Genomic DNA, 25698 nt, shown 5'->3' on the forward strand with positions numbered 1-25698 from the left:
GTGGGAAGTCGGGCTGCTTAGCGCCCGGCCCCTTCCAGGCCCGCCGCCGCCCGTCGGGCAGCGTCGGCCTCCTGCCCCCGCCCGGCGGCGGCCGCCGCCTCGGCGGCCAAGGACCAGAGCCGGAGCCGGGCCCACGGGAACTCGCGATCCTCCAGCAGCTCCACGGCCCGGCGGCACTCGTCCGCGGCGGTGACCGCGTCGCCGTCGGCGTACGCGATCCGGGCCCGGCCCCAGGCTGCCCAGGCCTGGCAGCGCGGGTTGCCGCTGCGGCGGGCGGTCTCGGCCGCCTCGGCGAGCATCGCCGGCACCCCCTCGACCTCGCCCCGGTCCAGCAGCGTGTGCGCGAGCTGAACGAGGGTGAAGGCCAGCGCGTGCGGCGAGGGGTTCATCCGGGCTTCGGCGGCCGCTTCCTCCAGTGTGGAGACCGCCTCGTCGTGCCGGCCGGCCTCGCGCAGCGCGATGCCGAGGTGCGCCAGGATCCCGGCGGGCAGAAGGCGGTCCCCAGCCTTCCGGGTCCACTCGAGGCTGCGCGTCCACTGTTCGGCGGACCGCTCGAAGGCACCCGTCCGTAGGTCCAGCAGCCCTTCGACGTAGCAGATCGTCCCGTGCCACCAGGGGTCGTCGGTGTCGCCCATTTCGCGGCAGGCCTGGGCGACCATCGCCCGGTACCGGTCCGCGTCACCGTCGTACTGGCCCTCCCAGGCCACGATGAGCCGCGACATCGCCGTGTTGACCCGGTCGCCGAGGCGCTCGAACTCCACCACGCTCTCCCGCCCGGCGGCCCGGGTCTGTGCCGTGGGGTAGTAGACGCCGAGCTGCCCGATCCGCTGCAGGGCGGCGGCCCGTGCGGCCGGTGCGGTCTCGCCGGCGGCGAGCAGCGCGGTCAGGGCCCGGATCCCCTCGTAACGCGGTCCGTAGTTCCAGAACAGGAAGAGTGCGTCCGCCAGCCGCAGGCCGGCGGCGACGCCGTCGGTCCGTTCCAGGCAACGGTCGACGGCGGCTCGGAAGTTGTCGTGCTCCTCCGTCAGGCGCGCCCAGGCATCGGCGTCCGACCGCGCGTGCGGGCCGTACCGCTCGGCAAGCTCGGTGAAGTGGGTGAGGTGCCGGTCGCGGGCCGCCTCCGTCTCGCCGGCCTCGGCGAGCCGGGCGGCGGCGTACTCCCGGATCGTGACCAGCAGCCGGAACCGCCCGGTGGTCGGGTCGGGCACCACGAGGGAGCGGTCGACCAGACGGAACAGCAGGTCGAGGACCTCGTCCGCGGCCAGGCGGTCAAATGCGCAGACCTGCTCGGCGGCGGCCAGGTCCCAGCCGCCCCGGAACACCGCCAGCCGGCGCAGCAGCAGTCGCTCGGCCTCCGACAGCAGGTCGTGGCTCCAGTCGAGGGTGGCACGCAGCGTCCGGTGCCGGGCCTCGCTGGTGCGCGCCCCCGCCGTGAGCAGCGCGAAGCGGTCTTGCAGCCGGGCCGCGATCTCCGCCGGCGGCAACGCCTTCACCCGGGCGGCCGCCAGCTCGATGGCCAGCGGCATGCCGTCGAGCTGGCGGCAGATGTCCGCCACCACCGGCGCGGTCGCCTCGTCGAGGACGAAGCCGGGGCGCACCGCCCGCGCGCGATCGACGAAAAGGGCCACCGCCGGGCTGTCGCCGAGTCGCGCGACATCGGCCGGCCCCTCGGGTACGCCCAGCGGCGCCACCGCCAGCTGGGTCTCACCGGGTACGGCCAGCGCCTCCCGGCTGGTGGTCAGCACGGTCAGCGCCGGGCAGGCCGCGACGAGCTCCTCGATCAGCTCTGCCGCCTCGTCGATGACGTGTTCGCAGTTGTCGACCATCAGCAGCGTCCGGTCGGCGCCGAGCCAGGCGACCAGCGCCGCGGTCGCGGCCGGCCCCGGTCCGCGGGCGGCCACGCCGAGCTGGCCGGCGACCGCCTCCGGGAGATCGGTTCCGCTCGGCAGGGCGGCCAGGCGGACCAGGTGCACCCGGTCGGCCAGGGTGTCGTCGACGCGGCGCACCGCCTCGAGGGCGAGCGTCGTCTTGCCGACGCCGCCAGGGCCGGTCAGCGTCACCACCCGCGCCTCCAGCAGCCGGTCCAACACGCGGTGCACGTCCTCGTGGCGACCGATGACCGAGGAGAGCCGGCGAGGCAGGTCGCTCCGCTGCGTCCGGGGGGCGGGGATCCGCGCGGCCGCCGGGCGGGTCAGCGTCGTGGCGGGTCGGTCGGCGGGACGAGCCACCGGCGCAGGGGCTTCGGTGGTTTCCGACGCCGGCGCAGCGGCCGCCGTCGACGCCGGGGAGGGCACCTGCTGCCGCAGGATCGCCTCGGCGAGCGCCTGAAGTTCGGGTGCCGGGTCGATGCCCAGCTCGTCGGCGAGGCGGTGCCGCAGCGCGTGGTACGCGGTGATCGCGTCCGCCTGCCGCCCGCCCCGGTAGAGCGCCAGCATCAGCAGCCGGTGCAGCCGCTCGCGCAGCGGGTGGGCGGCGACCAGGCGTTCCAGGTCGGCCACCGCCTCGGCCTGCCGACCGGCCTCCAGCAGCAGCTCCAGCCGGTCCTCCACCGCGCCCAGGCGCAGTTCCTCCAGGCGGGCGGCCTCGGCCAGCGCCCACGCGGCCTCGCCGACGTCGGCCAGGGCCGGTCCGCGCCACAGCCGCAGCGCCTCGTCGAAGCACGCCAGCGCCGGGGCGGGCCCGTCGCCGGTGGTCGCGGTACGGGCCCGTTCCAGCAGCCGTTCGAAGCGGTACGCGTCCACCGCGTCCGCGCCGACGACGAGCTGGTAGCCGGGGGCGCGGGTGACCAGCAGGTCGCCGCCCGCCCCGGCGGTCACCAGCGCCCGGCGCAGCTTGGACACCCGTAGCTGCAGCGCGTTCGTGGCGTCGGCCGGGGGCTGGTCGCCCCAGAGCGCGTCGGTCAGCGCGTCCGCGGAGACCACCCGGCCCGCGGCGAGGACCAGCCGGGCCAGCAGCGCGCGGACCGCCGGGGCGAGCGTGGCGGGTCGGCCGGCCACCTGGAGCTCGACCGTGCCGAGCACACCGAAGCTCACCTGCGTGGTGGGCCCGCTGTCCCGGCTCATCGCACTCCCGTCGCTGCGGCGTCGGCCCTGGGGCCCGCTCCGATCGCCGGGTGGCTGCCCGGGCGGGCCCATGGTACGTCCCGATCGGCCCTCAGCCGATCCTCCGAAAGGCGGTGAGCTGCCCGCCGCCGAGGCCTGCCGGGTGCGACGCCGCCTCCCGCTCGGGGCCGGATCAGGCCGGGACCGCCGGCGCGGGTCGGGCCGGGGCCAGCCGCCGGTCGTCGGCCAGCCGGGCGGCCAGCACCTGGGCGTCCCGGCCGACCCAGCCCAGCACCGCCGAGCCGCGGGTGCGTTGCCAGGGCAGGCCGAGGAGGTACAGGCCGGGCCAGTCGGTCACCCCCTCGCGATGCACCGGCGCGCCGGACGCGTCCAGCACCGGCACCTCCAGCCAGGGGTAGTGCGGGCGGAACCCGGTGGCCCAGACCACCGTGTCCACCCGCCGGCGCCCGCCGTCGGCCAGCAGCACCTGGCATCCCTCGGCGTCGACGACCCGGCCGACCCGGTCCACCCGACGCAGCAGCCGATCGACGTCCGTGCCGATGACCGGGTTCTGGGCCGCGATCCGGCGGCCCAGCCGGCTCTCGGCGCTGAGTCGCATGGTGCCCAGGCGGGAGAACCACCAGAAGATGTCCCGGCCGAGCCAGCGTTGCGGCAGCGCCGGGCCGATCGTCGGGGCGGCGAGCGCGACCCGCCGGCCGTGGTCGGCGAGCTCGCCGGCGATCTGCACGCCGGTGTTCCCGCCGCCGACCACCAGAACGTCGCGCCCCGGCAGCCGGTCGGGGTTGCGGTACCGGCTGCTGTGCAGCTGGGTGACCCGCGGCGCCAGCTTCCGGGCCACCTCCGGGATCCGGGGCGTGTGGAACGCCCCGGCGGCGACCACCACCCGCCGGGCGCGCAGCGTCCCGGTCGACGTGTCGACGGTGAAGCCACCCGCCGTACCGGGGCGGACCGAGGTGACCCCGCAGCCGAGCCGGACCGGCAGGTCGAAGTGCGCCGCGTACCGGGCGAGGTAGTCGGCCACCTCGTCCTTGCTGGGGTGGCCGTCGGGGTCCCCGGGGAACGGCAGGCCCGGCAGCCCGTCGAAGCGGCGCGGGGTGAACAGGGTCAGCGAGTCCCAGCGCTGCCGCCAGGAATCGCCCACCCGGTTGTGCGCGTCGAGGATCGCGAATCGCACCCCGGCGCGCCGTAGGTAATGACCGAGCGCCAGCCCGGCCTGACCGCCGCCGACGATCACGGTGTCCAGGTCCATCGGTCCGCCTCCCTCCGTACCGGTCAGACGACGTCAGGCGACCTGATGGCCGGCCTCGCCGATGGCGGCCCGTACGGCGGCCGGGTCGGCGTCGCCGTCGACCCGGACGGTACGGGTGGCCAGGTCCACCTCGACGGCGCGGACGCCGGCCACGAGGCCGACCTCCTCCCGGATGGCCTCGACGCAGCGGCCGCAGCTGATGTTCGGCACGGAGAGCACGAGCTGGTTCACGGTTCACTCCTTCGTACGGTGGGCCGCCCCGTGGCGGCCCGGCAGCTCGAACCGTGCCGGTGACCGCTGTCCGCGCCCTGTCGCGTACGCCCAATCGGGCCGACGGGTCGCGGACAGCGGGCGGACAGCGGAGGCCGGGAGGTTGGCGACACCGGCCCGCAGCGGCGGCCGGGAACAGCCAGGGCGCCTGCGACGCCCGGTACGGAAGGAGTAGTGCGATGACGACACCGACGGTCGTCTCCGGCACGCTGGACATCGGCGGGATGACCTGTGCGTCCTGCGTCCGGCGGGTGGAGCGGGCGCTGAGCCGGGTCGAGGGCGTGGAGCGGGCGGCCGTCAACCTGGCCACCGAGACCGCCGGCGTGACCTGGGATCCGGCCCGGGTGACCACCGCGGCGCTGACCGCCGCCGTGGAGCGGGCCGGTTACACGGCCAGCACTCGCGACGAGCCGCGGGACGGCACGACCCCGCCGGCCGCCGGCCCGGCCGGCGACGTCGAGCGGGAGCGGGCGCAGGAGCGGGAGGTCACCCGGCTCAGGTGGATCTGGCAGCTCACTCTGGCCACCGGCCTTTCCATGATGGTCCTGATGTACCTGCCGCTGTCCATCGACGCGATGGACTGGCTGATGCCGGCGCTGCTGGTCATCGCCACCGTGGTGCAGTTCGGGGCGGGTCGGCCCTTCTACCGGTCGGCCTGGGCAGCAGCCCGGCACGGCGGCGTCAACATGCACACGCTGGTCGCCCTCGGCACCACGGTCGCCTACGCCTACAGCGCCTTCGTCACCCTCTGGCCGGCGGCGGCCGAGCGGCTCGGCCTGCCGCTGCACGTCTACTTCGAGATCTCCGTGGTGGTCATCGCGCTGGTGCTCACCGGCCGCTGGATGGAGGCCCGGGCCCGGCGGCAGACCGGTGCGGCGATCGGGGCGCTGCTCGGGCTGCGCCCGCGGACCGCCCGGGTGCTGCGCGACGGCGTCGAGACCGAGGTGCCGGTGGAATCCGTCGTCGTCGGCGACCTGGTCCGGGTCCGCCCCGGCGAGAAGGTGCCGGTGGACGGGACGGTCACGGAGGGCTCCTCCACGGTGGACGAAAGCATGCTGACCGGCGAGAGCATGCCGGTGTCGAAGGCGGTCGGGGACGTGCTCATCGGCTCGACCGTCAACCGGACCGGCTCGGTGGTGCTCCGGGCCACCGCGGTGGGGCAGGACACCACCCTCGCCCAGATCATCCGGCTGGTCCGCGACGCCCAGGGCGCCAAGGCGCCGATGCAGCGGCTGGTCGACACGGTCTCCGCCTGGTTCGTCCCGGCGGTGATCGGGCTGGCCGTGCTCACCTTCGCCGTCTGGGCGGTGGCCGGGCCCGACGACGGACGGCTGACCCTGGGCATCGGCACCGCGATCGCGGTGCTCATCATCGCCTGCCCCTGCGCGCTCGGCCTGGCCACCCCGACCGCGATCATGGTCGGCACCGGCAAGGCGGCCGAGCTGGGCATCCTCATCTCCGGGGGCGAGGCGCTGGAGCAGGCCCGGCGGGTCACCACCGTGGTGCTGGACAAGACCGGCACGCTCACCCGCGGCCGTCCCGACGTGACGGTGGTCCACGCCCCCGAGGGCACCGACGCCGACGAGCTGTTGGCGTACGCGGCGGCGGCCGAGATCGGCTCCGAGCACCCGCTCGGTGAGGCGATCGTCCGGCACGCCCGCGCCCGCAACGTCGTCGTTCCGACGGCGAGCTCCTTCGAGGCGGTGCCGGGACACGGCGTCGAGGCGCGCGTCGACGGCCGCACCGTGCTCATCGGCAACGCCGCCCTGATGCGCCGCCACGACGTCGCGGTCGGCGCCCTGTCGAGTGAGGTCACCGCGGTCGCCGCCGCCGGTGGCACCCCCGTCTATGTCGCCCTCGACCGCCGGCTCGCCGGGGTCGTCGGGGTGGCCGACACCCTGCGGCCCGAGTCTCTCGAGGCGGTGGCCCAACTGCGGGCGCTGGGCCTTGAGGTGTGGATGCTGACCGGCGACAACCGGGTCACCGCCGAGGTGGTCGCCCACGAGGTCGGCATCGAGCACGTGATCGCCGACGTCCGGCCCGAGGAGAAGGCCGAACGGGTGGCCGCCCTGCAGGACCGGGGCGCGGTGGTGGCGATGGTCGGCGACGGAATCAACGACGCTCCGGCGTTGGCCCGCGCGGACCTGGGCATCGCCATCGGCACCGGCACGGACGTGGCGATCGCCGCCTCCGACATCACCCTGGTCGGCGGGGACCTGTACGGCATCGTCTCGGCGATCGCGCTGTCCCGGCGTACGGTCACCACGATCAAGCAGGGTCTGGGCTGGGCGTTCGGCTACAACGTGCTGCTCATCCCGGTGGCCGCCGGGGCGCTCTACCCGGCCTGGGGCATCCTGCTGGACCCGTCGCTGGCCGCCGCCGCGATGGCGATGAGCTCGGTCAGCGTGGTCACCAACGCGCTGCGGCTGCGCCGCTTCCGCCGGCCGGAGACCGCCGCGGCGCTGCGGCCCCGGCTGCGTACCCGGGTCGGCGAGTGGGCGTACCTGGCCGGGGTGGCCGCGCTCGCGCTGGCCGTGGGCGCCGGCTTCACCGCGCTGAGCCGCACCGACGCCGCCGCGCGGGGCATGAACGGGGTGCTGGCCTGGACGCAGGGCACCGGCATGCCGATGCGGCCGGAGATGAGCACCATGATGACCGCCGAGACCGAACCGGTGCCCGCCGACGACGCCGGTGTCCGGGTCGACCTCCGGGTGCCCGCCGACGTGGTGCCCGGCCGGCCCACCACCGTACGGATCCGGGTCGCCGACGCCGAGACCGGCCGACCGGTCCGCGACGTGGGGCGCAGCCACGAGGCGTGGATGCACCTCATCGCCGTCCGCGACGACCTGGCCAGCTTCGCCCACGTCCACCCGCAGCCGGCGGGTCGGCCCGGCGAGTTCGACGTGACGCTCACCTTCCCCACCCCCGGCCGGTACATCGTCAACACGGAGTTTCGCCGGAAGGGCGAGCTGACCGACGTGCTGGAGCGGCACGACGTGGTGATCGGCGACCCCGCCGAGGTCATCCACCAGCCGCCGGCGGTATCTGGGCGGCAGCAGGTCGTCAACGGCGTACGGGTGACCCTGGACGGGACCGCGAAGGTCGGCGGCAGCCGGTTCACCTTCCGCTTCGCCGACACGGCCACCGGCCGGCCGCTGACCGGGCTGCGGCCGTACCTCGCCGCCGCCGGGCATGTGGTCATCATGTCGGCGGCGGGCGACAGCTTCGCCCACGAGCACGCCGAGACCGAGGACGCCGACGGCCGGCCGGTCTTCGCCCTCCCCGGGCAGACCTACGGGCCGGATCTCGACCTGCACGTCGACTTCCCCCGCCCGGGCCACTACCGGCTCTGGGGCCAGTTCCGCCTCGCCGACGGCCATGTGATCACCGTTCCGTTCACCGTCGACGCCCGCTGATGGTCCGTCACTCCAGAACGGAACTCCGATGCAGATCGCCATCGCCCTGGCCGGGCGGATCGCCGGAGACGGGGTTCCGCGGCCCGGCACTGAGCCGGACGGGTCAGTGCCGGGCCACGTAGACGGTGTTCGCGGACTCCCGGCGCTGCAACGGGTTGGGAAACCGGACGATGTGCGCTACCGAGGTCGGGAAGACCTCGGTCAGCACGCGCTGGAACTCCGGGTCGGGCGGATCGTTCGACCAGAGCGCGAAGACCCCGTCGCGGTGCAGGAGCTCGGCGAGCCGGGCCAGCCCCTCCACGGTGTAGAAGCCGGCGTGGCTCGGGTGCAGCACCTGGCGTGGGGAGTGGTCCACGTCGAGCAGCACGGCGTGGAACCGTCGCCCCGGTTGGTCGGGGTCGAAGCCGCTGCCGTCCGCGATGGCCGCGAAGAAATCGGCCCGGACGAACCGGGTACGCGGATCGGTGGCCAGCCCGGCGGCGAAGGGGAGCAGGTCCCGCTGGTGCCAGTCGATCACGTCCTCGATCGCCTCCACCACGACCAGCGAGCGGACCCGCGGGTCCTCCAGCGCGGTCCGTGCCGTGTAGCCGAGTCCGAGGCCGCCCACCACCACGTCCAAGCCGTTCCCGGTCAGCGGCGCCAGCCCGAGCCGGGCGAGTTCGATCTCCGCGACCGGGAAGAGGCTGGACATCAGGAACTCGTCGTCGAGCTTCACCTCGTACACGTCGACGTCGAGCGACGGGTCGCGGCGCCGGCGCAGGCTGATCTCGCCGATCGGGGTCTCCCGCCAGGCCAGTTCTTCGAATCGAGCGCCCACGGGTGGTCCTCTTTCCGCCGGTATCCGTGACGGGATGTTACCGGCCCATCCGTCCTCCACCGGGCGATCCGCCCGGCCCGGCTTTTCCCGCTGCCGTCGGCATCCCGCGCCCCTGTCCGGGTACGCGGCACGGTCGAGGGCGTCGCGGAGAGGGGTGGCCTGATGGCGGAGATGCTGGCGGCGCGGCTGCACGTGACGGAGCGGGCGCTGCGGCTGGAGCGGGTGCCGATACCCGAGCCGGATCGGGGGCAGGTCAGGATCAGGGTGGCGGCTGCCGGAATATGCCTCTCGGATGTGCACCTGATCGACGGCGCGTTGACCCCGCTGTACCTGCCCGGCGACGTGGTGACCCTCGGCCACGAGGTGGCCGGCGTGATCGACGCCCTCGGTGACGGCGTCGAGGACTGGCAGCCCGGCCAGCGGGTGCTGCTCCAGGCGGGCGAGCGCGACCGGCGCGGCACCCTGCTGACCAGGGGCGTCGACTACGACGGTGGCTGGGCCGAGTACGCGCTGGCCCGCGAGGACACCGTCGTGCTGATCCCCGACGCCATGCCGTTCGAGCACGCCTGCATCATCCCCGACGCGGTCTCCACCCCGTGGGCGGCGGTGATCGACACCGCGCGCACCCGGCCGGCGGAGGCGGTCGGGGTGTGGGGCGTCGGGGGCCTCGGCGCGCACGCGGTGCAACTGCTGCTGCTGGTCGGCGCGGCGCCGGTCATCGCCGTGGATCCGCTGCCGGCGGCCCGGGACCGGGCGCTGACCCTCGGCGCCGACGTGGCCCTGGATCCGAGGGACGACGACTTCCGGGACGCCCTGCTGGAGGCGACCAACGCCCGGGGTCTGGACGTCGCGTTCGACTTCGCCGGCGTCAGGTCCGCACGCGAGCAGGCGCTGACCGCGCTCGGCCGGCACGGCCGGCTGGTGCTCACCGGCATCGCCAACCAGCCGGTCACCATCCCCTCGGACAGCCGGTTCAACTACAGCCGCCAGACCGTGCTCGGTCACTACGGCTCCGAGGCGGAACACGTCGATCAGCTGGTGGCGCTCGCCAATCAGGGACGGCTCGACCTGACCGCCTCCATCAGCGACGTGCTGCCCCTGACCGACGCCGCGGAGGCGGTGCGGCGGGTCCACGACAAGGAGGGCAACCCCATCCGCATCATCCTGCGCCCCTGACCCGCCGGGGATTCGAATGTCGCTTGCGACCTGAACATGAGAATGGGTCCGCTCGGCGCTCGTGAAAATGAACTCGTCTCGTCCACGGGCCGTGATTACGATCGGATCATGGGCCGGAACTTCCACATCATCGCCCCGCCGCGCTCCTGAGCGGGGCGACTCTGCTCATCGTGTCCCGCCTGTGCCGGCTGGGCGCGCGGTTCATGCATCGCTGAGTCCGGTACGCCCCGCTTCCGCGACCCCAATTCCTCTCGTCGCAGGAGCGATTTCTTCATGCTTGTCTCCGAACACCCGGTGGCCGCCGCCCGACGCTCCGCCACCGGCCTGTGGTCGCTTGTCCTCGCAGGCATGCTGTGGGGCACCGGTGGCCCCACCGGCAGCCGCCTTGCCCACGAAACGGGGCTGTCACCGCTGGCTGTGGCCGCCTACCGGCTCGCCGTCGGCGGCACACTCGTCATCGCGTCGCTCTGTTTGACCCGGCAACCGCTGCCACGCGGCCGTCACGCCTGGGCCCGGATGGTCGTGAACGGGCTGCTCGCCGCCGTCTTCCAGGCATGCTTCTTCGCCGCAGTGTCACTTACCAACGTCAGCCTCGCCACCCTACTCACCATCGGCGCCGCACCTGCCTTGGTCCTGTCCGCCGAATGGATCACCGGACGGCGGCGGGTCAGCCCGCAGATGCTCGCCACGGTGGCGCTGGCCGTCAGCGGCCTGGCCCTGCTCGTCGGCACGCCGTCCGGCGCCCTCACCGCCACGAGCGAGCTCGCCGGAGCCGGACTCGCGCTGCTGTCTGCAGCCGGCTTCGCCACTATGACCTTCATCGGCACCCGGCCCGTCGCCGGTCTCGACGACCTCGCCGCCACCGGCGTGAGCTTCGCGATCGGCGCGGCCGTGCTCGCCCCTGCGGCCACAGTGACATCCGGCATGGACTTCGTCCCGACCCCGGCTTCCGTGGGGTTGCTGCTCCTGCTGGGCACCGCACCCACCGCGGTGGCGTACGCCCTGTACTTCCGGGGCCTGCGTACCATCCCGGCCGGTACGGCAGCGCTGATCGCGCTACTGGAACCGCTCGTCGCCACGCTCCTGGCAACGCTGTTCCTCGGCGATCGCCTCAGCTCTCCCGGGCTCATCGGCGCCGGGCTGATCACCACCGCAATAGTGCTGAACACCCGCGGCAAGCACTACTGACAAGAGGGGCCCGGTCAGGACAGGACCTGCCCGGGCCCCGGGGCCGGTGCTGCAGGAGGCCTTGGTCGACACGCTCGGTGCCGCTCAAGCACCTGTTGTGCCGGGCGTGGGGGTGTCGGCCTCATCTCGGATGAGTGTGTGTAAGTGTGCATGAGGTTACTTGAGTGGTGTTATGGTCTTGGGGTGAATTTGACTGAGTGGGCGCGGGCGCAGGGGATTAGTCCCCACACGGCGTATCGCTGGTTTCGTGACGGGATGCTTCCCGTGCCCGCTCAGCGTGTTGGGTCGCGCACGATACTGGTGAACGTCGAGGCCAACGCCACTGTGGAAGCTGTCGGTGGGCTGGGCTTGTATGCCCGTGTGTCCTCTCACGATCAGAAGTCTGACCTGGAGCGCCAGGTTGCCCGGTTGTCGGCGTGGGCGGTGAAGGCCGGTCACCGCATCGTGCGTGTGGAGGCGGAGATCGGCTCCGGGATGAGCGGCAGCCGCGGTAAGGCTCGTCGTCTCCTGGCCGATCCGGACGTGAGCACCGTGGTGGTGGAGCACAAGGACCGCCTTGGGCGGGTGAATGTGGAGCTGGTTGAGGCCGCATTGTCCGCGCATGGCCGCCGCTTGGTCGTTTTGGATGACGGCGAGGTTGCCGACGATCTGGTGCGGGACATGGTGGAGGTGTTGACCTCGTTGTGCGCTGGCCTGTACGGCCGCGGCTCGGCTCGTGATCGGGCGCGGAAGGCGCTTGAGGCCGCCCAGCGTGGCTGACCTGCGCCCGATCGATGCGCCGTTCGTCGCGCTCGGCCCGTCCGGTGTCGCGATCCGCGACCGGCTCAAGGGTCTCACCGGCGAGGATGAGAAGGTTCTGCGGCTGGTCGGTGACCATCTCGGCAAGCTTGCCGGGAAGGATCTCAAGGCCCGGTGCGCGACCGGCCTCGACCACGACACCGACGCCTGGGCCGAGCGGAAACGTGCCCTGACGCAGGAGTCGTCCTCCCGCTGGGCCGGGTCGATCACGAAGGCCACGCACGACCAGTGGGCGCTGTCGCGCCGCGCTCAGCTTGCCCACATTCAGGGCCTCGAAGCCGGTATCAAGACGATCGCGCACCGGCTGTCGCTGCCGGTCGGCGAGAAGGGCAGCAAGCGGGTTCCGGGCGGTTACCGCACCGCGCAGGAGTGGTTCGTCAAGACCCGGCGGCTGCATGTGCTCCAGGACCGACTTGAGCGTGAGCGCGACGACCGCGAGACGGGCCGGGTCCGTGTCGTGCGGGGCGGGAAGCGGCTGCTGCGCAACCGTCACAACCTCGACGCCGCCCAGCTCACCGAGGCCGAGTGGCGGCAGCGGTGGGAGGCGCAACGGCGGTTCCTGCAGGCCGACGGCGAGTCGGGGAAGCGGTACGGGAACGAGACAATCCGCGTCACCTGCGAAGGCGAGGTGTCCATCAAACTCCCGGCCCCGCTGGCACACCTGGCCAACGCGCGCCACGGCCGGTACGTGCTCGCCGCGAAGGTGTCGTTCCCGCACCGTGGCGATGCCTGGCGCGATCGCGTCACTGCCAACCGGGCGGTGGCATACCGCATCCACGAAGACGTGGACCGGTGCCGCTGGTACCTGACCGCCTCGTGGACGATCCCTGCGGCCCGGCCCATGCCGCTGGCCACCGCCAGGGTGAACGGGATCATCGGTGTGGATACGAACGCCGACCATCTCGCCGCCTGGCGCCTGGACGAGCACGGCAATCCAGCCGGTGAGCCGCGCCGCTTCTGCTACGACCTGTCCAGCAACGCCGACCATCGTGACGCACAGGTGCGGCACGCCCTGATCCGGCTTCTGCACTGGGCCAAGCGGCACGGGCTGAGCATCGCGATCGAAGACCTCGACTTCGCAGCGCAGAAGACGCGGGAGAAGCACGGCCGCCGCAAGCGGTTCCGCAAGCTCATCTGCGGCATGCCAGTGGCCAAGCTGCGGTCCCGGCTCGTCAGCATGGCGGCCGAGTTGGGCATCACCGTCGTCGCTGTCGATCCCGCCTACACCTCACAGTGGGGTGCCCAGCATTGGCAGCGCCCCCTGACCAGCACCAACCGCAAGACCACCCGTCACGACGCCGCTGGCGTCGCGATTGGACGACGCGCCCTCGGGCACCCGATCCGGCGACGGACGGCACCGCCCCGCGACGACCAGAGTGATCGTCGCGGGCATCGGACCGCCCAGGCCGGACCCGGTGCCCGAGGCCGTGAGGGAACCCGCCCCCACATTCCCGGACCACGGACACGATCCGATGGCGCTGGATGCGGAGCGAACGCGGGACGACCAGCGCGCCCAACACCGCTCGGGGCACGCGGCTGAGCCTGTCCAACCCACGCTCAGTCCTTAGGAACGGTTGGCTCATCGTCCCAGGCCAGCGAGCTCATTTTCCAACCCGACGGGGTTTTGACGAACTGGGTCGTCTTCATGCCCCGGCCCTCGAACCACTCGCCATGAAGGTAACCGGACTTGCGGTACTCGCTGAACCGGTGGGCGATCGAGCCGTAGATCTCGGTGGCCTCCGAGGTCTCCCACTCCCGGAACTCGGTCAGCGTGCCGTCGGTGAGGATCTTCTCCCGAGGTTCGACGAACTGGTGCAGATCGTAGATCACCGGGGCCGCGCCGACGTTCTTGATGATCATCCCCTCGGGAATGAACACCTCGTAGATCGCCTCGACGTTCGGTCTGGTGCCGCCCGGGTTGGCGAAGGCGCCCAGGAAGGTGGCCATCAGGCCGTCGAGTTCGGCCTTCACATCAGCGGACATGATGCTCCTCGGCCCCGAGAAGGTTCAGCCGGGCGGCGCAGCGGGACCGCCACTCGTCGGCCAGCACCGACCAGATCTCGAGGTCGATCCGTCCGCCCGCGCCGCCCGGGTAGACCTGCCGCAGCGTTCCGTCGCGGCTCATTCCCAGTCGCTGCGCGACCGCGATGCTGCGCTCGTTGCGCGCGTTGGTACGCCACTCGACGCGGACGATGCCGCGTTCCTCGACGGCCCAGTCGATGATCCGTCCTGCGGCGCGGGTGATCAGCCCGCGGCCCTGCGCGCCGGGCTCCAGCCAGCAGCCCGCTTCGCAGACGCCGAGTGTGGCGTCGAAGGAGACGAACATGACGCCGCCGACCAGCGAGCCGTCCAGCCAGATCCCCCAGATGCCGCCGCCGTCCTGAGCTCGCTTGTCCGCGTAACGCTGCAGGACCGCGCGAGCCTCGGCGAGGTCGCGGGCGACGAACGAGGGCGATACCCATGGCGCGATGTGCTCGCGCGCCCGGTCGAGGTAGGCGAGGAACTCCTCGGCCTGCCACGGTTCCAGCGGGCGCAGCACGGCCGAGTCGGCGAGGGGCAGCGCGAACATCACAGCCTCCGTACGTAACAAACGTTTGGCATGTACGCTAGCAGATCATGAGCCCCGCACGTACCGACCATGACTCCCGTCGCCGGGACGTCTCGGAGGCGGTTTGGCAGGTCCTGGCCGAGCATGGCTTCGGCGGCCTCACGATGCGCGCCGTGGCGGCGGCCCTGGGGTCCTCGACCGGACTGGTCACCCACTACTTCGCGGGCAAGCGCGAGCTGATCGCCCACGCCCTCGACATCCTCGAGGTACGCACAGCGCAACGCCCACGGCAGGCCGCTCCCGCACCCGGACTGGCGGCGCTGCGCACCCAGATGATCAACATCCTCCCGCTGACCCCCGACGCGGCGGCGATGAACCGGATCTGGGTCGGCTCCTGGGACGTCGCGCTGTCCGATCCGGACCTGTTCGCCGCGCAGAGCCTTCGCTACGAACGCATCCGCACCGGCCTGCGTACCTCCATCGAGGAAGCCCAACGGCTGGGCGAGCTGCCCGACGGCGACGCAGGCCGGCTTGCCACGAGCGTGCTGGCATTCACCCACGGCCTGGTGGTACAGGCACTGTTCGACCCCGAGCGGCTGCCGGCCGCGACGCAGACCCAACTCGTCGACGACTTCCTCACAGCACTCGCCCGCTGAGCCGCGACGGTTCACTGTCCCAGCACGGACCTGGCCGGTCAGGTGTTCTCGGCCATGGCGACGCCGACCGCCTCGGCCCGGTCGAACTTGTCGTTGATCACGACCACCTCGCGGCCGGTGTTCGCCAGCAGCGACGCCGCCGCGGTGGAACGGTAACCGGAGCTGCAGTGCACCCAGACGGCCCCCGCCGGCACCTCGGCGAGCCGCTCGGGCAGGTCGTACAGCGGGATGTGGACGGCGCCCTCGATGTGGCCGGAGCGCCACTCGCTGGTCATCCGCACGTCGAGGACCACGTCCGGACCGGGCACGCCGGCAGGCGTGTGGCCCGCGCGGGCCGCAGCCAGCGCCGGGAAGTCCGTGAATCGCATCTCGCGGAGCTGGCCGGGCTCGGCCGCCCACTGCGCGGGGCCGCCGGTGGCCTGCGCGGCCGGTCGGTCGATGCCGATCCGGGCCAGCTCCCGCTGGGCGTCGGCGACCTGCTCCGGCGTCTCGGCGAGCAGCGTGATCGGCGCGCCCCAGTCGATCAGCCAGCCGAGCCAGGTCGACATCGGGCCGTCGAGGCCGAGGCTGACGGTGCCGGCCAGATGCGCGGCGCCGTACGCCGTGCGCTGCCGCAGGTCCACGACCCACTCACCGTCGGCGATCCGCTGGCGCAGCTGTGCGGCGTCCGCCCGGGTCACCGGGGTGAGGTCCACCGGTGCGGGCCCGGCGGCGTTGATGACGTCGACGTGGGCGTAGTACGCCGGGTAGGCGTCCAGACCGGCCAGGGTCTCGGTCACGAACTCGTCCGCGGCGAGCCGCAGCACCGGGTTCGCCTGCCTCTCCCGCCCGATGGTCGAGTCGGAGACGTCGGCCTGGCCGGCCGCGCAGAAGCTGCCGAAACCGTGCGTCGGCCACACCTGCGTCCCGTCGGGCAGCAGGTCGGCCAGCCGCTTCGCCGAGGCGTGCTGGTGGTGGGCAAGCTGGCGGGCGTGCTCCGCGCCGAGCAGGTCCGTGCGCCCGGTCGTGCCGAACAGCAGCGACCCGCCGGTGAAGACACCCGCCGGATGCCAGACCCCGTCGGTGGCCCCGTCGAGGACGTACGACAGGTGGTGGAAGGTGTGACCCGGCGTGGCGACCGCCCGGAGGCGCATGGCGGCCGAGACCGGCACCTCGTCGCCGTCGGAGACCGGCATCCGGGCGAACCCGACCTCGTCGGCAGCGGCCATCAGGTAGTGGGCGCCGGTGATCCGGGCCAGTTCGAGCCCGCCCGAGACGTAGTCGTTGTGCAGGTGCGTCTCCACCACGTGGGTGATCCGCACGCCCCGCTCGCCGGCGAGGCACATGACCCGGTCGATGTCCCGCTGCGGGTCGACCACGATCGCCACCTGCCCGTCGGAGGCGAGGTAGCTGCGGTCGCCGAGCGAGGACGTCGCGACGACGGGCACCTCGACTGCCATGACTCACTCCCTTTCCTCCTCGATATACCCGTCCTCGAGGTGTGCGGCCCGGCGAATCGATCCCCACCACCACCACGGAGGGTCCGCGAGGGATCGACGGAGCGCCTATCCTGTGCCCCGACCGACCCACGGAAGGGGCCCGATGCCATCGCGGCAGGACCAGCTCCACTCGTACCAGTTCACGGTCCAGCGGGCGGTGGCCGCGCTGGTCATGCGGGAGACCGACCCGGTGCAGTCGCCGTTCCGGCGGCTGGCCGGCGCGGGCCTGGCCAGCATGCTGGTCGCGGTCATCGGGCTCGGCGGGTTCGCCCTCTACGGCCTCTTCGCGGGTGGCGGCAGTTCCTGGCGGGACTCGACCGCGGTGATCGTGGAGAAGGAATCCGGCGCCCGCTTCGTCTACCGCGAGCAGAAGCTGCACCCGGTGCTCAACTACGCCTCGGCCCTGCTGATCATCGGGGCGGACCGGTCGAAGACGGTGCTGGTCTCCCGGCGCTCGATCGAGGGCGTGCCGCGCGGGCTGCCGCTCGGCATCGCCGACGCGCCGGACTCGCTGCCGGCGCCGGGCCGGCTCTCCACCGCGCCGTGGACGGTCTGCTCGGTCGCCGCGACCGAGGCGGTACGCACCGAGCCCCGCTCCGCGCTGCTGATCGGCCCGGGCGCCACGGGCGGCCGGCCCCTCGGCGAGCAGGGGGTCCTGCTGCGGCACCCGGACGGCAGCCTGCACCTGCTCTGGCACAACCGGCGGTACCTGCTCCGCGACCCCGACCGGGTGCTGGCGGCGCTGGCCGCGACCCGGGAACGGGCCGTGCCGGTGGCGCCGGCGCTGCTCAACACGGTGCCGGCCGGCGCCGACCTGGCCCCGCCCCCGGTACGCGACCTCGGCGACCGCTCCGCCCGGGTCGCCGGCGCCGCCATCGGCGACGTCTACCTGGTGCGGAACTCCGGCGGCGCCCGCCAGTACGCGGTGGCCGAGCGGGACGGCCTGGCCGGCGTCACCGAGCTCCAGGCCAGCCTGCTGCTCGCCCGCACCGGCCAGGGCGAGCCGGAACCGATCACGCTCGGCCGGTTCGCCGCCGTGCCCAAGCTGCCCGACCTGGTCCCCACCGGGCCGACCGCCCCGCCGGCCAGCCCGCCCCGGCTGGCGACCGTGGACGGCGGCGCGGTCTGCGCCCGGGTCGGCGACGACACCGGGGTACGCGATGTGCGGCTGGGCGCCACCCCGCCCGACCTCACCGCCGCGCCGGGGACCGTCCCACCGGCCGATCAGGGCGGCATGCTCGCCGACCAGGTGGTGGTCGAGCCCGGGCGCGGCGCGGTGGTCGAGTCCGCCGCCGCGCCGGGCGCCTTCGGCGGTGCGGTCTCGGTCGTCACCGACCTGGGCCGGCGGTACGTGCTCGCCGGCCGCGAGGTGCTCGGCATGCTCGGCTACTCCGACGTCCGCCCGGTGCGGCTGCCCGCCGGCCTGGTCAGCCTGGTCCCGGCCGGTAGCCCGCTCGACCCCGCCGCCGCCCGGGCCGTCGCGGCCCCGGCCTGACCGTCCCTCGGCTCAGTCTGCCGGGCGGCGCAGCACGGTGACCGCGAAGTCGGCGTCCTCCCGCCACGGGCGCAGGTCCCAGGTGGCGAAGCGGTGCTCCCGCCGCAGCCCGGCGGCGACCGCGTCGGCGTCGAAGTCGGTGAGCGGATAGCCCCGGTCGGTGCCGAAGCCGACCACCACCACGCCGTCCGGGCGCAGGTGTCCGGCGATCCGGGTCAGCACCGCCCGCTCGGTGCCGGGGGCGACGAACGCCATCACGTTGCCGGCGACCACCGCCGCGTCGAAGGGCTCCGCCTCACCTTGGGCCGCGAGGTCCAGTTCGGCGAGGTCCGCGACCAGCCAGCGCGGCCCGGGGTGGTCGGCCCGGGCGGCCTCCACCAGGACCGGGTCGGCGTCCACCCCGACCACGGCGTGACCCCGGGCGGCCAGTTCCGCACCCACCCGGCCGGTGCCGCAGCCGGCGTCCAGGATCCGGGCGCCTCGCGGCACCATCGCGTCCAGCAGCCGCGCCTCGCCGGCCAGGTCCGCCCCCTCGGCGGCCAGCCGGCGGAACCGGTCGATGTACCACTGCGAGTGCCCTGGTTGGGTGTCGGTCACCCAGCGGGTCGGCTTGCTCATGGGGTCACCGTAACCGGATCTTCCCGCCCCGGGCCGACGGACCCCGCCGGCTTGCGCTCGATGTACCGCCCCCACCGGCGGAACCGACCGGCCGCGTCTGCGGGACGGCCAGGCGCCGTCGAGTGACCGCGGCGCCTGGCCACTGACTTTCAGCCCTTCTCCGCGCCGCTGGTCAGCCCCTCGGTGAGCAGCCGCTCGCTGGCGAAGAAGAGAATCACGATGGGCAGGGTGAGGATCACCGACCCGGCCATCAGCACGGTCTTCGGCACCTCGACGCCGTCGGCGAGCAGCGACAGCCCCAGCGACACCGTCCACCGGTTGGGCTTGTCGACCAGGAAGAGCAGGGCGAAGAGGAACTCGTTCCAGGCGATCATGAAGTCGTAGAGGGCCACCGCCATGATGGACGGCGCGGCGAGGGGCAGGCTGACCCGCCGGATGATGCCGAGCCGTCCCGCGCCGTCGATCGCGGCGGACTCCTCCAGGCTGATCGGGATGGTCTCGAAGTAGTTCTTCAGCATGTAGACCGAAACCGGCAGGGTCTGCGAGATGTATACCAGCACCAGTCCGAACAGCGAGCCGCGCAGCCCGGCCCGGGTGAAGACCACGAAGAGCGGGATGGCGATGACGATCGACGGGAAGAGGTAGACGGCCAGGAACAGCACGTTGACCTGTCGCCGGCCGAAGAACCGCAGCCGGGACACCGCGTACGCGCCGGGAATGGCGACCACCAGGGTGAGCAGCGTGGCGGCCAGCGCGACCAGGCCGCTGTTGCGGATGAAGGTGAGGAACCCCTGGCCGCCGTCCTCCGCGGCCTTGAGCACCTCGGCGTACGTCGCGACGGTCAGCTCGCCGAACGGCACGATCAGCGACCCGGGGTCGAGCAGCAGGCGCTCGATGGGGCGCACGGAGAGCACCATCATGTACCAGAAGGGCAGCACGGTGACGAGCAGGAAGGCGGTGATCACCAGCCGGCGCAGCCAGCGCAGGCTCACCGTCTCGATCCGGTCCCGGTCCATCACGCCTCCCGTCGGCCGGTGAAGAAGCGCAGGTAGATCGCGACGAACACGATCAGCACCACGGCCAGCACGACCGCCTGCGCCGCCGCCGCACCGATGTCCGTACGGGCGGTGAGGAACTGGTAGACCCGGACGCTGACCACCTCGGTGCCGGCCGAACCGCCGGTGAGCAGGTAGACGTCATCGAACTTGTTGAAGGTCATGATGAACCGCAGCACCGCCAGCAGGGCGATCACCGGCATCAGTTGCGGCAGCAGGATGTGCCGAAAGCGCTGGGTCGGGGTGGCCCCGTCGACCCGGGCCGCCTCCTCCAGGTCACCTGGTACGGCCTGCAGCCGGGCGAGCAGGAACAGGAAGGCGAACGGGAAGTAGCGCCACGCCTCGAAGGCGATGACGGTCCAGAGCGCTGTCGAGTCCTGGGAGAGGAAGGGGATGGACGAGTCCCAGCCGAGGAACCGCCGCCCCCAGTCGTTGACGATGCCGAGTTGCGGGTCGAGCATCACCTGCCAGACGAAGGCCACCGCGACCACCGGCGCCACGTACGGCAGCAGCATCGACGCCCGGACCATGGTGCGGCCCCGGAACGGCCGGCGGACCACCAGCGCCGCGACCAGCCCGATCAGGATCGAGCCGACGGTGCCGCCGATGCTGTAGACCACCGTGGTCCAGAGCGTTTCGGCGAACCCGGGGGTGTGCAGCACCCGGTCGAAGTTGGCCAGGGTGAACTCACCGAAGAGCCCGGTCCTGCGCAGGGTGGCCAGGCGTACCCGTTGGAAGGCCAGCACCACCGTCCAGACGATCGGGATGCCGATCACCGCGAGCACGACGAGCAGGGTCGGGGCGACCAGCGCGAGCCCCGCGCGGGACTCGCGGCGGCGCAGGGTGAGCGGGCGTCGACGTCCGGGGCCGGGCCGCTCCCGGACGGGGGAGCGGCCGGCCTCCGGCGCGGCCGTGGTCAATTCACGCCCGCTTTGATCGCGTCGACGTCCTTCTTCGCCCGCGCGGCGGCCGCGGCGGCGTCGGACTTCCCGGCCACCACGTCGGCGAGCGCCTTGGGCACGGGCAGCTCGCCAAGGATCGCGCCGACCAGCTTGCCCTGCCCCTGCGGCAGCCCCCAGCGCTGGAACGTGTCCGGGCTCTGCCGCAGCACGGCCAGCACGTCCTCGCCGTACACCTCCGACAGCGGCTTCTTGGCATCCACCCCGGCCTGGCTGGTGTTCCAGGCGGTGAGGAACTTCTCCTTGTCGTCGCTGGTGCCCTTGCGGACCGGGAAGCGCCCCTCGGGGGACATGCCGAACCAGCGCGGGTAGCCATCGGAGAGCATGTACTCCACGAAGGACTTCGCGGAGTCGGCGGCGCCGTCGAGCACCGCCCAGGAGCTGATCTCGCCGTACTGGGCCGGCTCGGTGCCGTTGGGGCCCTTGATCGCGGTGACGAAGCCGCTGTTCTTCGCCAGGAACGCCGGGTCCTTCTGGCACTGCGGGCAGGTCGGCTTGGCGTCGTTGCGCAGCCCCGCCAGCTCGTCGAGGATGAACGGCGACCAGATCAGCATGGCCGCCTTGCCGGCGAAGTAGGTGGCCCGGGTGGTGTCCACGTCCTGCGCGCCCTTGACGGAGTGGTTGCGCATCAGGTCGCCGTAGAAGCGGAATGCCTCAACGCATTCGGGCGAGTCCAGTTTCACGGCGCCCGAATCGTCGGTGAGCTGGCAGTTGTTGGCAAGGGCCAGGTGCTCGAAGGTCTGCTGGGTGAAGACGTCGCCCGGGGCGGTGGCCGCGGTGATGCCGGCGACGCCGCCGGTGTTCAGCTTGGCCGCCGCGGCGGCGATCTTCTCGTACGTGTCGGGCGCCGGCAGGCCGGCGGCGTCGAACAGGTCCTTGCGGTAGACCAGCAGCTGCCCCCACCCGTCACTGGGGACGGAGAGCTGCTTTTCTCCGTCGGAGGTCAGCTCCAGCGCACGTGGCGAGAAGGTGTCCCGCCCGAGCTTGTCGACGACCTCCTTGTTGGCGTCCGGGTGCAGCAGATCGTTGCCGGCGAGGGTCTGGACGCCGGCCAGCGAGAGCGAGCCGACCACGTCGGGCAGCTCGCCGGCGGCGGCGCTGGAGGCGATGAGGGAGGGGAACTGGTCCTCGTTGACGGTGACCAGGTTGACCTTGACGCCGGTCTTGGCGGTGTAGTCGGCGATGATCGCCTTGGTGGCGGTCACCCGGTCGGCGACGTCCTCCAGGCTCCACACCGTTATCTGTGAACTGTCACTTTTCGACTCGTCCTTGCCGCAGGCCACCAGCCCGAATCCGGTTACGACCAGGATGACGGCTGAGGCGAGCAGCCTAATCGGAGGCGTTGACGACATTGGCACTCCTCTCGAAGGGGTACATGCCGGATTCAACGCCCGGAGTTGATCCATGGCAACAGATGTGTCGATCTTTTGCTGGCGCGCACTAGCATTGACAGCCCGCGCCTGCGGATGTGACACATGGCCAACTGGGTTGTCTCGCTCGCGGGTCCACGACGGATCACCCTCGAGCCCTGCCCCACGGATTTCCTCGGTCCGGGCCAGGTCCGGGTCCGTACCTGTTACTCCGGCATCTCGGCCGGCACCGAGCTCACCCTTTATCGCGGCAGCAATCCCCGGTTCAGCAAGGACTGGGACGACGCCACCCGGATGTTCGTGCCGCGCCAGGCCGTCGCCGCTCCCTATCCTGTGGTCGGCTTCGGCTACGAGGAAGTGGGCGAGGTCGTCGAGGTCGCTCCGGACGTCAGGGACCGGCACCCCGGCCAGGTGGTCTGGGGCATCTGGGGGCACCGGGCCGAGGCCGTCCTCGCGGCCGGCGCGGTCAACCCGCTCACCCCCGGGCTGGACCCGCTCGTCGCCGTCTTCGCCCGCCCCGGCGCTATCGCGCTGACCGCGGTCCTCGCCGGTGACCTGCACCTCGGCGACTGGGTGGGGGTCTTCGGGCAGGGCGTGATCGGGCTGCTCGCCACCCGGCTGGCCACCCTCTCCGGCGCCCGGGTGGTGGCGGTCGACCAGATCCCCGCGCGGCTCGACGTCGCCATGCGCCTCGGTGCCCGGCGGGTCGTCGACGCCGTCGTCGACTCCGCCGCCGCCGTGCTCCGCGAGGCCACGGACGGTCGCGGCGCGGACGTCTGCCTGGAGCTCTCCGGGGCGTACCCGGCGCTGCACGAGGCCATCCGCGCCACCACCCACGCCGGCCGCGTCGTGGCCGCCGGCTTCTACCAGGGGTACGCACACGGGCTGGGACTCGGCGAGGAGTTCCACCACAACCGCATCCAACTGGTGGCGGCCCAGGTCTCCGGGCTGACCCCCGTACCCGGCCTGGCCGGCCGGTGGACCGGCGCCCGCGTCGCCCACACCTTCATGGACCTGGTGGCCGAGGGCAGCGTCGACCCGCTGCCGCTGGTGAGCCACGTCGTCGACGCGGGCGCGGTGGCCGACGCGCTGGCGTTGCTCGACCGAGGTGACGGTGACGTCCTCCAAGTCGTGCTGAGGTTCTGATTCTCATGACCATCCCACTCGCCTGCCAGGAGCAGCTGCTCCCCGGCGCTGACCTGCCCCAGAAGTTCGCCCTCGCCCTCGCCCTCGGCTACCACGGCGTCGAGCTGCGCGGCCGTGGCGACCTCGAGTTCGCCCGGCGGCTACCCGAGCTGCGCCGGGCCCGCAACGCCGGCGTGGTGATGCCCACCGTCTGCGTCGAGATGGACCACTTCATCGGCGACTTCGACCCGGGCCGCTCCCGCGACGCGGTCGCAAACCTCCGCTCCCAGCTCTCGGTGATCGCCGAGATCGGCGGGATCGGCGCGATGACTCCCGCCGCCTGGGGGATGTTCTCCCGCCGGCTGCCGCCGTTCGAGCCGCCCCGCTCGCCGGCCGGCGACCGGCAGGTGCTCCTCGACGCGCTGGGCGAGCTGGGCGAGCACGCCCGCGCCGAGGGGGTCAGCCTCTTCCTGGAACCCCTCAACCGGTACGAGGACCACATGGTCAACCGGCTGGACGATGCGGTGGCGCTCTGCGCGGCGGTGGGACTGCCCTCGGTGCGGGTGGTCGCGGACACCTTCCACATGAACATCGAGGAGGACGACGTGCACGCGGCGCTCCGCGCCGCCGCGCCGTACCTCGGGCACGTGCAGGTCAGTGACTCCAACCGGTACCAGCCCGGGGCCGGGCACCTGAACTGGCCGGCGCTGCTGCGTACGCTGCACGACCTCGACTACCGGGGGTGGCTGGCCCTGGAGTGCCGGCTGCGCGGCGACAGGGTCCGCGCCCTGCAGCAGGCCGCCACGGTGCTGCGGCATGCCCAGCCTCGACAGGTAGCGGCATGACCGCCCGCCCGGCCGGCCTGCGTGCCGGTCCGCCGAGCCTCGCCGAGCTGCGCCGGCTGGCGATCGCCACCCTCGACGGCAACTGGGAGCACGGCCACACCGTGCCGTCCCGCACGCTCTACCCGCACCAGTGGAGCTGGGACTCGGCGTTCATCGCCGTCGGGCTGGCCCACGTCCGCCCCGACCGGGCCTGGCAGGAGCTGCGTACCCTGTTCGCCGCCCAGTGGGCCGACGGGCGCGTGCCGCACATCGTGTTCAACCCGGCGCTGCGGGTCGGGTCGTACTTCCCGGGGCCGGAGTTCTGGGACTGCGTCCGCGCCGACGGCGCGCCGACCGCGGCCACCTCCGGCCTGATCCAGCCGCCGGTGCACGCCCCGGCCGCCTGGCTGGTGCACCGCCGCGCGCCCTCCGAGGCGTCGGTGCGCGCGCTGCGCTGGCTCTATCCGCGGCTGGTCGCCCAGCAGCGGTACCTGACCGGCCGGCGGGACGTGGGCGGCGCAGGGCTGGCCTGCATCGTGCACCCGTGGGAGTCCGGGTTGGACAACAGCCCGGCCTGGGACGCTCCGATGGCCGGGTTGCCCGCCGACGCCGCCGTGATGCGGGCGTACCGCCGGCACGACACCGCGCACGCCGACGCCGCGCACCGCCCCACGGACCTGGACTACGCGCGCTACCTCGCGATCGTGGCCTCCTACCGGCAGCGGCGCTACTCCGACGACGGGCTGGCCGGTCGGCACCCCTTCCTGGTGGAGTGTCCGCTGGTCAACGCGGCGCTCGGCGCAGCCGAGCACGCGCTGGCCCGGATCGCGGCGCTGATCGGCGCCGACCCGGGGCCGCACCGGGACCGGGCGGTCCGGATCACCGAGGCCCTGGTCGACCGGCTGTACGACCCGGTCACCGGCACCTTCCACCCGCGCGACCTGCGCAGCGGCCGGCTGATCCCGGCGCGGACGGTGCTCGGACTGATGCCGCTGATCCTGCCGGACCTGCCCACTCGACAGGTCGAGGCGGTGCTGACCGAGGCGCGCTCGCCGCGGTTCGGCCTGTCGCCTCGGATGAACCGTCCGCTGCCCAGTCACGACCGGACCGCGCCGGACTTCGAGCCGCTGCGCTACTGGCGCGGCCCGAGCTGGATGAACACCAACTGGCTGCTCTGGCGGGGCCTGCTCACCCACCACCGCCCCGCCCTGGCCGCCGGACTGCGGGAGTCGATGCTGGAGCTGGTCGCCCGGAGCGGCTGCCACGAGTACTTCCACCCGGACACCGGGGCGGGGCTGGGCTCGCCGGCGTTCAGCTGGACCGCGTCCCTGCTGCTCGACGCCCTCGCCGAGGGGTGAGCAGACAGAGTGACGGAGGGCGGGTCCGGGTGCCCCCGACCTCCGACGCCCTGCCCGCCCGCGGCGCCGCGGGGCCTTGCCACCGGCGTTTCCGGCGGCCTGCGCGCCGCCGCTACCATGCTCATCGCCCTCGACGTCATCGGGAGCGATCAGGCCGGCGGTTGCTGCGCCGGCTGACGGCGGCCGCCGGGACGGCCAGCACGGCCTCCGCGACGGGCGGCGGGTTGGATGATCCA

21 protein-coding genes are annotated in these 25698 nt (G+C 73.0%); 10 read left to right on the forward strand and 11 right to left on the reverse strand.

What is annotated here, in order from left to right; all coding sequences use genetic code 11:
* Nucleotides 1–17: 17 nt before the first annotated feature.
* From GA0070624_RS17600 to GA0070624_RS17610, 3 genes are all read right to left on the reverse strand, one after another.
* Nucleotides 18–3062 carry an AfsR/SARP family transcriptional regulator gene (locus GA0070624_RS17600; protein WP_176731749.1) on the reverse strand — a complete coding sequence of 1015 codons (3045 nt, stop codon included), beginning with the start codon at nt 3060–3062 and terminating at the stop codon, nt 18–20.
* Between the two features lie 172 nt (nt 3063–3234).
* Nucleotides 3235–4311 carry a flavin-containing monooxygenase gene (locus GA0070624_RS17605; protein WP_091342498.1) on the reverse strand — a complete coding sequence of 359 codons (1077 nt, stop codon included), beginning with the start codon at nt 4309–4311 and terminating at the stop codon, nt 3235–3237.
* Between the two features lie 33 nt (nt 4312–4344).
* Nucleotides 4345–4542 carry a heavy-metal-associated domain-containing protein gene (locus tag GA0070624_RS17610; RefSeq protein ID WP_091342501.1) on the reverse strand — a complete coding sequence of 66 codons (198 nt, stop codon included), beginning with the start codon at nt 4540–4542 and terminating at the stop codon, nt 4345–4347.
* A gap of 218 nt (nt 4543–4760) precedes the next feature.
* Here GA0070624_RS17610 and GA0070624_RS17615 point away from each other — a divergent pair, with 218 nt between their 5' ends.
* The gene (locus tag GA0070624_RS17615) at nt 4761–7997 is read left to right on the forward strand and encodes a heavy metal translocating P-type ATPase (protein ID WP_091342503.1); all 3237 of its coding nucleotides are present in this window, start codon (nt 4761–4763) and stop codon (nt 7995–7997) included.
* A 103-nt stretch (nt 7998–8100) separates the two neighbouring features.
* Here GA0070624_RS17615 and GA0070624_RS17620 read toward each other — a convergent pair whose 3' ends face one another.
* The gene (locus GA0070624_RS17620) at nt 8101–8814 is read right to left on the reverse strand and encodes a polyamine aminopropyltransferase (RefSeq protein WP_091342508.1); all 714 of its coding nucleotides are present in this window, start codon (nt 8812–8814) and stop codon (nt 8101–8103) included.
* Nucleotides 8815–8976: 162 nt separating this feature from the next.
* Between GA0070624_RS17620 and GA0070624_RS17625 the strand changes: the two genes are divergently transcribed.
* The 4 genes from GA0070624_RS17625 (at nt 8977) to GA0070624_RS17640 (ending at nt 13516) form a co-directional block, all read left to right on the forward strand.
* Entirely contained in the window at nt 8977–9990 is a 1014-nt protein-coding gene (locus GA0070624_RS17625) for a zinc-binding dehydrogenase (protein ID WP_091342511.1), read from the forward strand.
* Between the two features lie 273 nt (nt 9991–10263).
* Nucleotides 10264–11178 (forward strand): DMT family transporter, encoded by a 915-nt coding sequence (locus tag GA0070624_RS17630; protein ID WP_091342514.1) that lies wholly within the window; start codon nt 10264–10266, stop codon nt 11176–11178.
* A gap of 183 nt (nt 11179–11361) precedes the next feature.
* On the forward strand, nt 11362–11937 hold the full coding sequence (locus tag GA0070624_RS17635; protein ID WP_091342517.1) for an IS607 family transposase: 576 nt from the start codon (nt 11362–11364) through the stop codon (nt 11935–11937).
* Nucleotides 11930–13516, forward strand: a complete 1587-nt coding sequence (locus tag GA0070624_RS17640; RefSeq protein WP_218105189.1) for an IS200/IS605 family accessory protein TnpB-related protein — start codon at nt 11930–11932, stop codon at nt 13514–13516. Before GA0070624_RS17635 ends, GA0070624_RS17640 begins: the two co-directional genes overlap by 8 nt.
* A gap of 17 nt (nt 13517–13533) precedes the next feature.
* Here the strand turns inward: GA0070624_RS17640 and GA0070624_RS17645 are convergent, their stop codons facing one another.
* Both GA0070624_RS17645 and GA0070624_RS17650 read right to left on the reverse strand, forming a co-directional pair.
* A complete protein-coding gene (locus GA0070624_RS17645; RefSeq protein ID WP_091342519.1) occupies nt 13534–13959 on the reverse strand; it encodes a DUF4440 domain-containing protein in 426 nt (141 codons plus the stop codon).
* Nucleotides 13949–14545 carry a GNAT family N-acetyltransferase gene (locus GA0070624_RS17650; protein ID WP_091342522.1) on the reverse strand — a complete coding sequence of 199 codons (597 nt, stop codon included), beginning with the start codon at nt 14543–14545 and terminating at the stop codon, nt 13949–13951. Before GA0070624_RS17650 ends, GA0070624_RS17645 begins: the two co-directional genes overlap by 11 nt.
* Before the next feature lie 47 nt (nt 14546–14592).
* On the opposite strand from GA0070624_RS17650, the gene GA0070624_RS17655 reads away from it, so the two are divergent.
* The gene (locus GA0070624_RS17655; RefSeq protein ID WP_091342524.1) at nt 14593–15180 is read left to right on the forward strand and encodes a TetR/AcrR family transcriptional regulator; all 588 of its coding nucleotides are present in this window, start codon (nt 14593–14595) and stop codon (nt 15178–15180) included.
* Between the two features lie 38 nt (nt 15181–15218).
* Here GA0070624_RS17655 and GA0070624_RS17660 read toward each other — a convergent pair whose 3' ends face one another.
* Complete coding sequence (locus tag GA0070624_RS17660; RefSeq protein WP_091342526.1) at nt 15219–16619, reverse strand: MBL fold metallo-hydrolase; 1401 nt, start codon at nt 16617–16619, stop codon at nt 15219–15221.
* A 142-nt stretch (nt 16620–16761) separates the two neighbouring features.
* Between GA0070624_RS17660 and eccB the strand changes: the two genes are divergently transcribed.
* A complete protein-coding gene (gene eccB, locus GA0070624_RS17665) occupies nt 16762–18153 on the forward strand; it encodes a type VII secretion protein EccB (RefSeq protein ID WP_091342528.1) in 1392 nt (463 codons plus the stop codon).
* Between the two features lie 12 nt (nt 18154–18165).
* On the opposite strand, the gene GA0070624_RS17670 is transcribed toward eccB, so the two are convergent.
* The 4 genes from GA0070624_RS17670 to GA0070624_RS17685 all read right to left on the reverse strand — a co-directional run bounded on the left by GA0070624_RS17670 (nt 18166) and on the right by GA0070624_RS17685 (nt 22137).
* Entirely contained in the window at nt 18166–18771 is a 606-nt protein-coding gene (locus GA0070624_RS17670; RefSeq protein WP_091342530.1) for a class I SAM-dependent methyltransferase, read from the reverse strand.
* Between the two features lie 149 nt (nt 18772–18920).
* Complete coding sequence (locus GA0070624_RS17675) at nt 18921–19787, reverse strand: carbohydrate ABC transporter permease (protein WP_091342532.1); 867 nt, start codon at nt 19785–19787, stop codon at nt 18921–18923.
* Nucleotides 19787–20746 carry a carbohydrate ABC transporter permease gene (locus tag GA0070624_RS17680; RefSeq protein WP_091342533.1) on the reverse strand — a complete coding sequence of 320 codons (960 nt, stop codon included), beginning with the start codon at nt 20744–20746 and terminating at the stop codon, nt 19787–19789. Before GA0070624_RS17680 ends, GA0070624_RS17675 begins: the two co-directional genes overlap by 1 nt.
* A complete protein-coding gene (locus GA0070624_RS17685; RefSeq protein ID WP_091342535.1) occupies nt 20743–22137 on the reverse strand; it encodes an ABC transporter substrate-binding protein in 1395 nt (464 codons plus the stop codon). Before GA0070624_RS17685 ends, GA0070624_RS17680 begins: the two co-directional genes overlap by 4 nt.
* Before the next feature lie 123 nt (nt 22138–22260).
* Here GA0070624_RS17685 and GA0070624_RS17690 point away from each other — a divergent pair, with 123 nt between their 5' ends.
* The 3 genes from GA0070624_RS17690 to GA0070624_RS17700 are packed head-to-tail and all read left to right on the forward strand — an operon-like array spanning nt 22261 to nt 25462.
* Nucleotides 22261–23301 carry a zinc-dependent alcohol dehydrogenase gene (locus tag GA0070624_RS17690; protein ID WP_091342537.1) on the forward strand — a complete coding sequence of 347 codons (1041 nt, stop codon included), beginning with the start codon at nt 22261–22263 and terminating at the stop codon, nt 23299–23301.
* A gap of 5 nt (nt 23302–23306) precedes the next feature.
* A complete protein-coding gene (locus GA0070624_RS17695) occupies nt 23307–24125 on the forward strand; it encodes a sugar phosphate isomerase/epimerase family protein (RefSeq protein WP_091342539.1) in 819 nt (272 codons plus the stop codon).
* The gene (locus GA0070624_RS17700; protein ID WP_091342541.1) at nt 24122–25462 is read left to right on the forward strand and encodes an MGH1-like glycoside hydrolase domain-containing protein; all 1341 of its coding nucleotides are present in this window, start codon (nt 24122–24124) and stop codon (nt 25460–25462) included. Before GA0070624_RS17695 ends, GA0070624_RS17700 begins: the two co-directional genes overlap by 4 nt.
* Nucleotides 25463–25698: the final 236 nt, after the last annotated feature.

Origin of the sequence: Micromonospora rhizosphaerae, from assembly GCF_900091465.1 — a bacterium.
GTDB classification, from domain to species: domain Bacteria; phylum Actinomycetota; class Actinomycetes; order Mycobacteriales; family Micromonosporaceae; genus Micromonospora; species Micromonospora rhizosphaerae.

Bases quoted from the DNA above. Each gene is read 5' to 3' on its own strand.
- GA0070624_RS17700 (WP_091342541.1), top strand. From the start codon at position 24,122: ATGACCGCCCGCCCGGCCGGCCTGCGTGCCGGTCCGCCGAGCCTCGCC.
- eccB (WP_091342528.1), top strand. From the start codon at position 16,762: ATGCCATCGCGGCAGGACCAGCTCCACTCGTACCAGTTCACGGTCCAG.
- GA0070624_RS17695 (WP_091342539.1), top strand. From the start codon at position 23,307: ATGACCATCCCACTCGCCTGCCAGGAGCAGCTGCTCCCCGGCGCTGAC.
- GA0070624_RS17625 (WP_091342511.1), top strand. From the start codon at position 8,977: ATGGCGGAGATGCTGGCGGCGCGGCTGCACGTGACGGAGCGGGCGCTG.
- GA0070624_RS17615 (WP_091342503.1), top strand. From the start codon at position 4,761: ATGACGACACCGACGGTCGTCTCCGGCACGCTGGACATCGGCGGGATG.
- GA0070624_RS17675 (WP_091342532.1), bottom strand. From the start codon at position 19,787: ATGGACCGGGACCGGATCGAGACGGTGAGCCTGCGCTGGCTGCGCCGG.
- GA0070624_RS17660 (WP_091342526.1), bottom strand. From the start codon at position 16,619: ATGGCAGTCGAGGTGCCCGTCGTCGCGACGTCCTCGCTCGGCGACCGC.
- GA0070624_RS17600 (WP_176731749.1), bottom strand. From the start codon at position 3,062: ATGAGCCGGGACAGCGGGCCCACCACGCAGGTGAGCTTCGGTGTGCTC.
- GA0070624_RS17605 (WP_091342498.1), bottom strand. From the start codon at position 4,311: ATGGACCTGGACACCGTGATCGTCGGCGGCGGTCAGGCCGGGCTGGCG.
- GA0070624_RS17670 (WP_091342530.1), bottom strand. From the start codon at position 18,771: ATGAGCAAGCCGACCCGCTGGGTGACCGACACCCAACCAGGGCACTCG.
- GA0070624_RS17655 (WP_091342524.1), top strand. From the start codon at position 14,593: ATGAGCCCCGCACGTACCGACCATGACTCCCGTCGCCGGGACGTCTCG.
- GA0070624_RS17645 (WP_091342519.1), bottom strand. From the start codon at position 13,959: ATGTCCGCTGATGTGAAGGCCGAACTCGACGGCCTGATGGCCACCTTC.
- GA0070624_RS17630 (WP_091342514.1), top strand. From the start codon at position 10,264: ATGCTTGTCTCCGAACACCCGGTGGCCGCCGCCCGACGCTCCGCCACC.
- GA0070624_RS17650 (WP_091342522.1), bottom strand. From the start codon at position 14,545: ATGTTCGCGCTGCCCCTCGCCGACTCGGCCGTGCTGCGCCCGCTGGAA.
- GA0070624_RS17690 (WP_091342537.1), top strand. From the start codon at position 22,261: ATGGCCAACTGGGTTGTCTCGCTCGCGGGTCCACGACGGATCACCCTC.
- GA0070624_RS17685 (WP_091342535.1), bottom strand. From the start codon at position 22,137: ATGTCGTCAACGCCTCCGATTAGGCTGCTCGCCTCAGCCGTCATCCTG.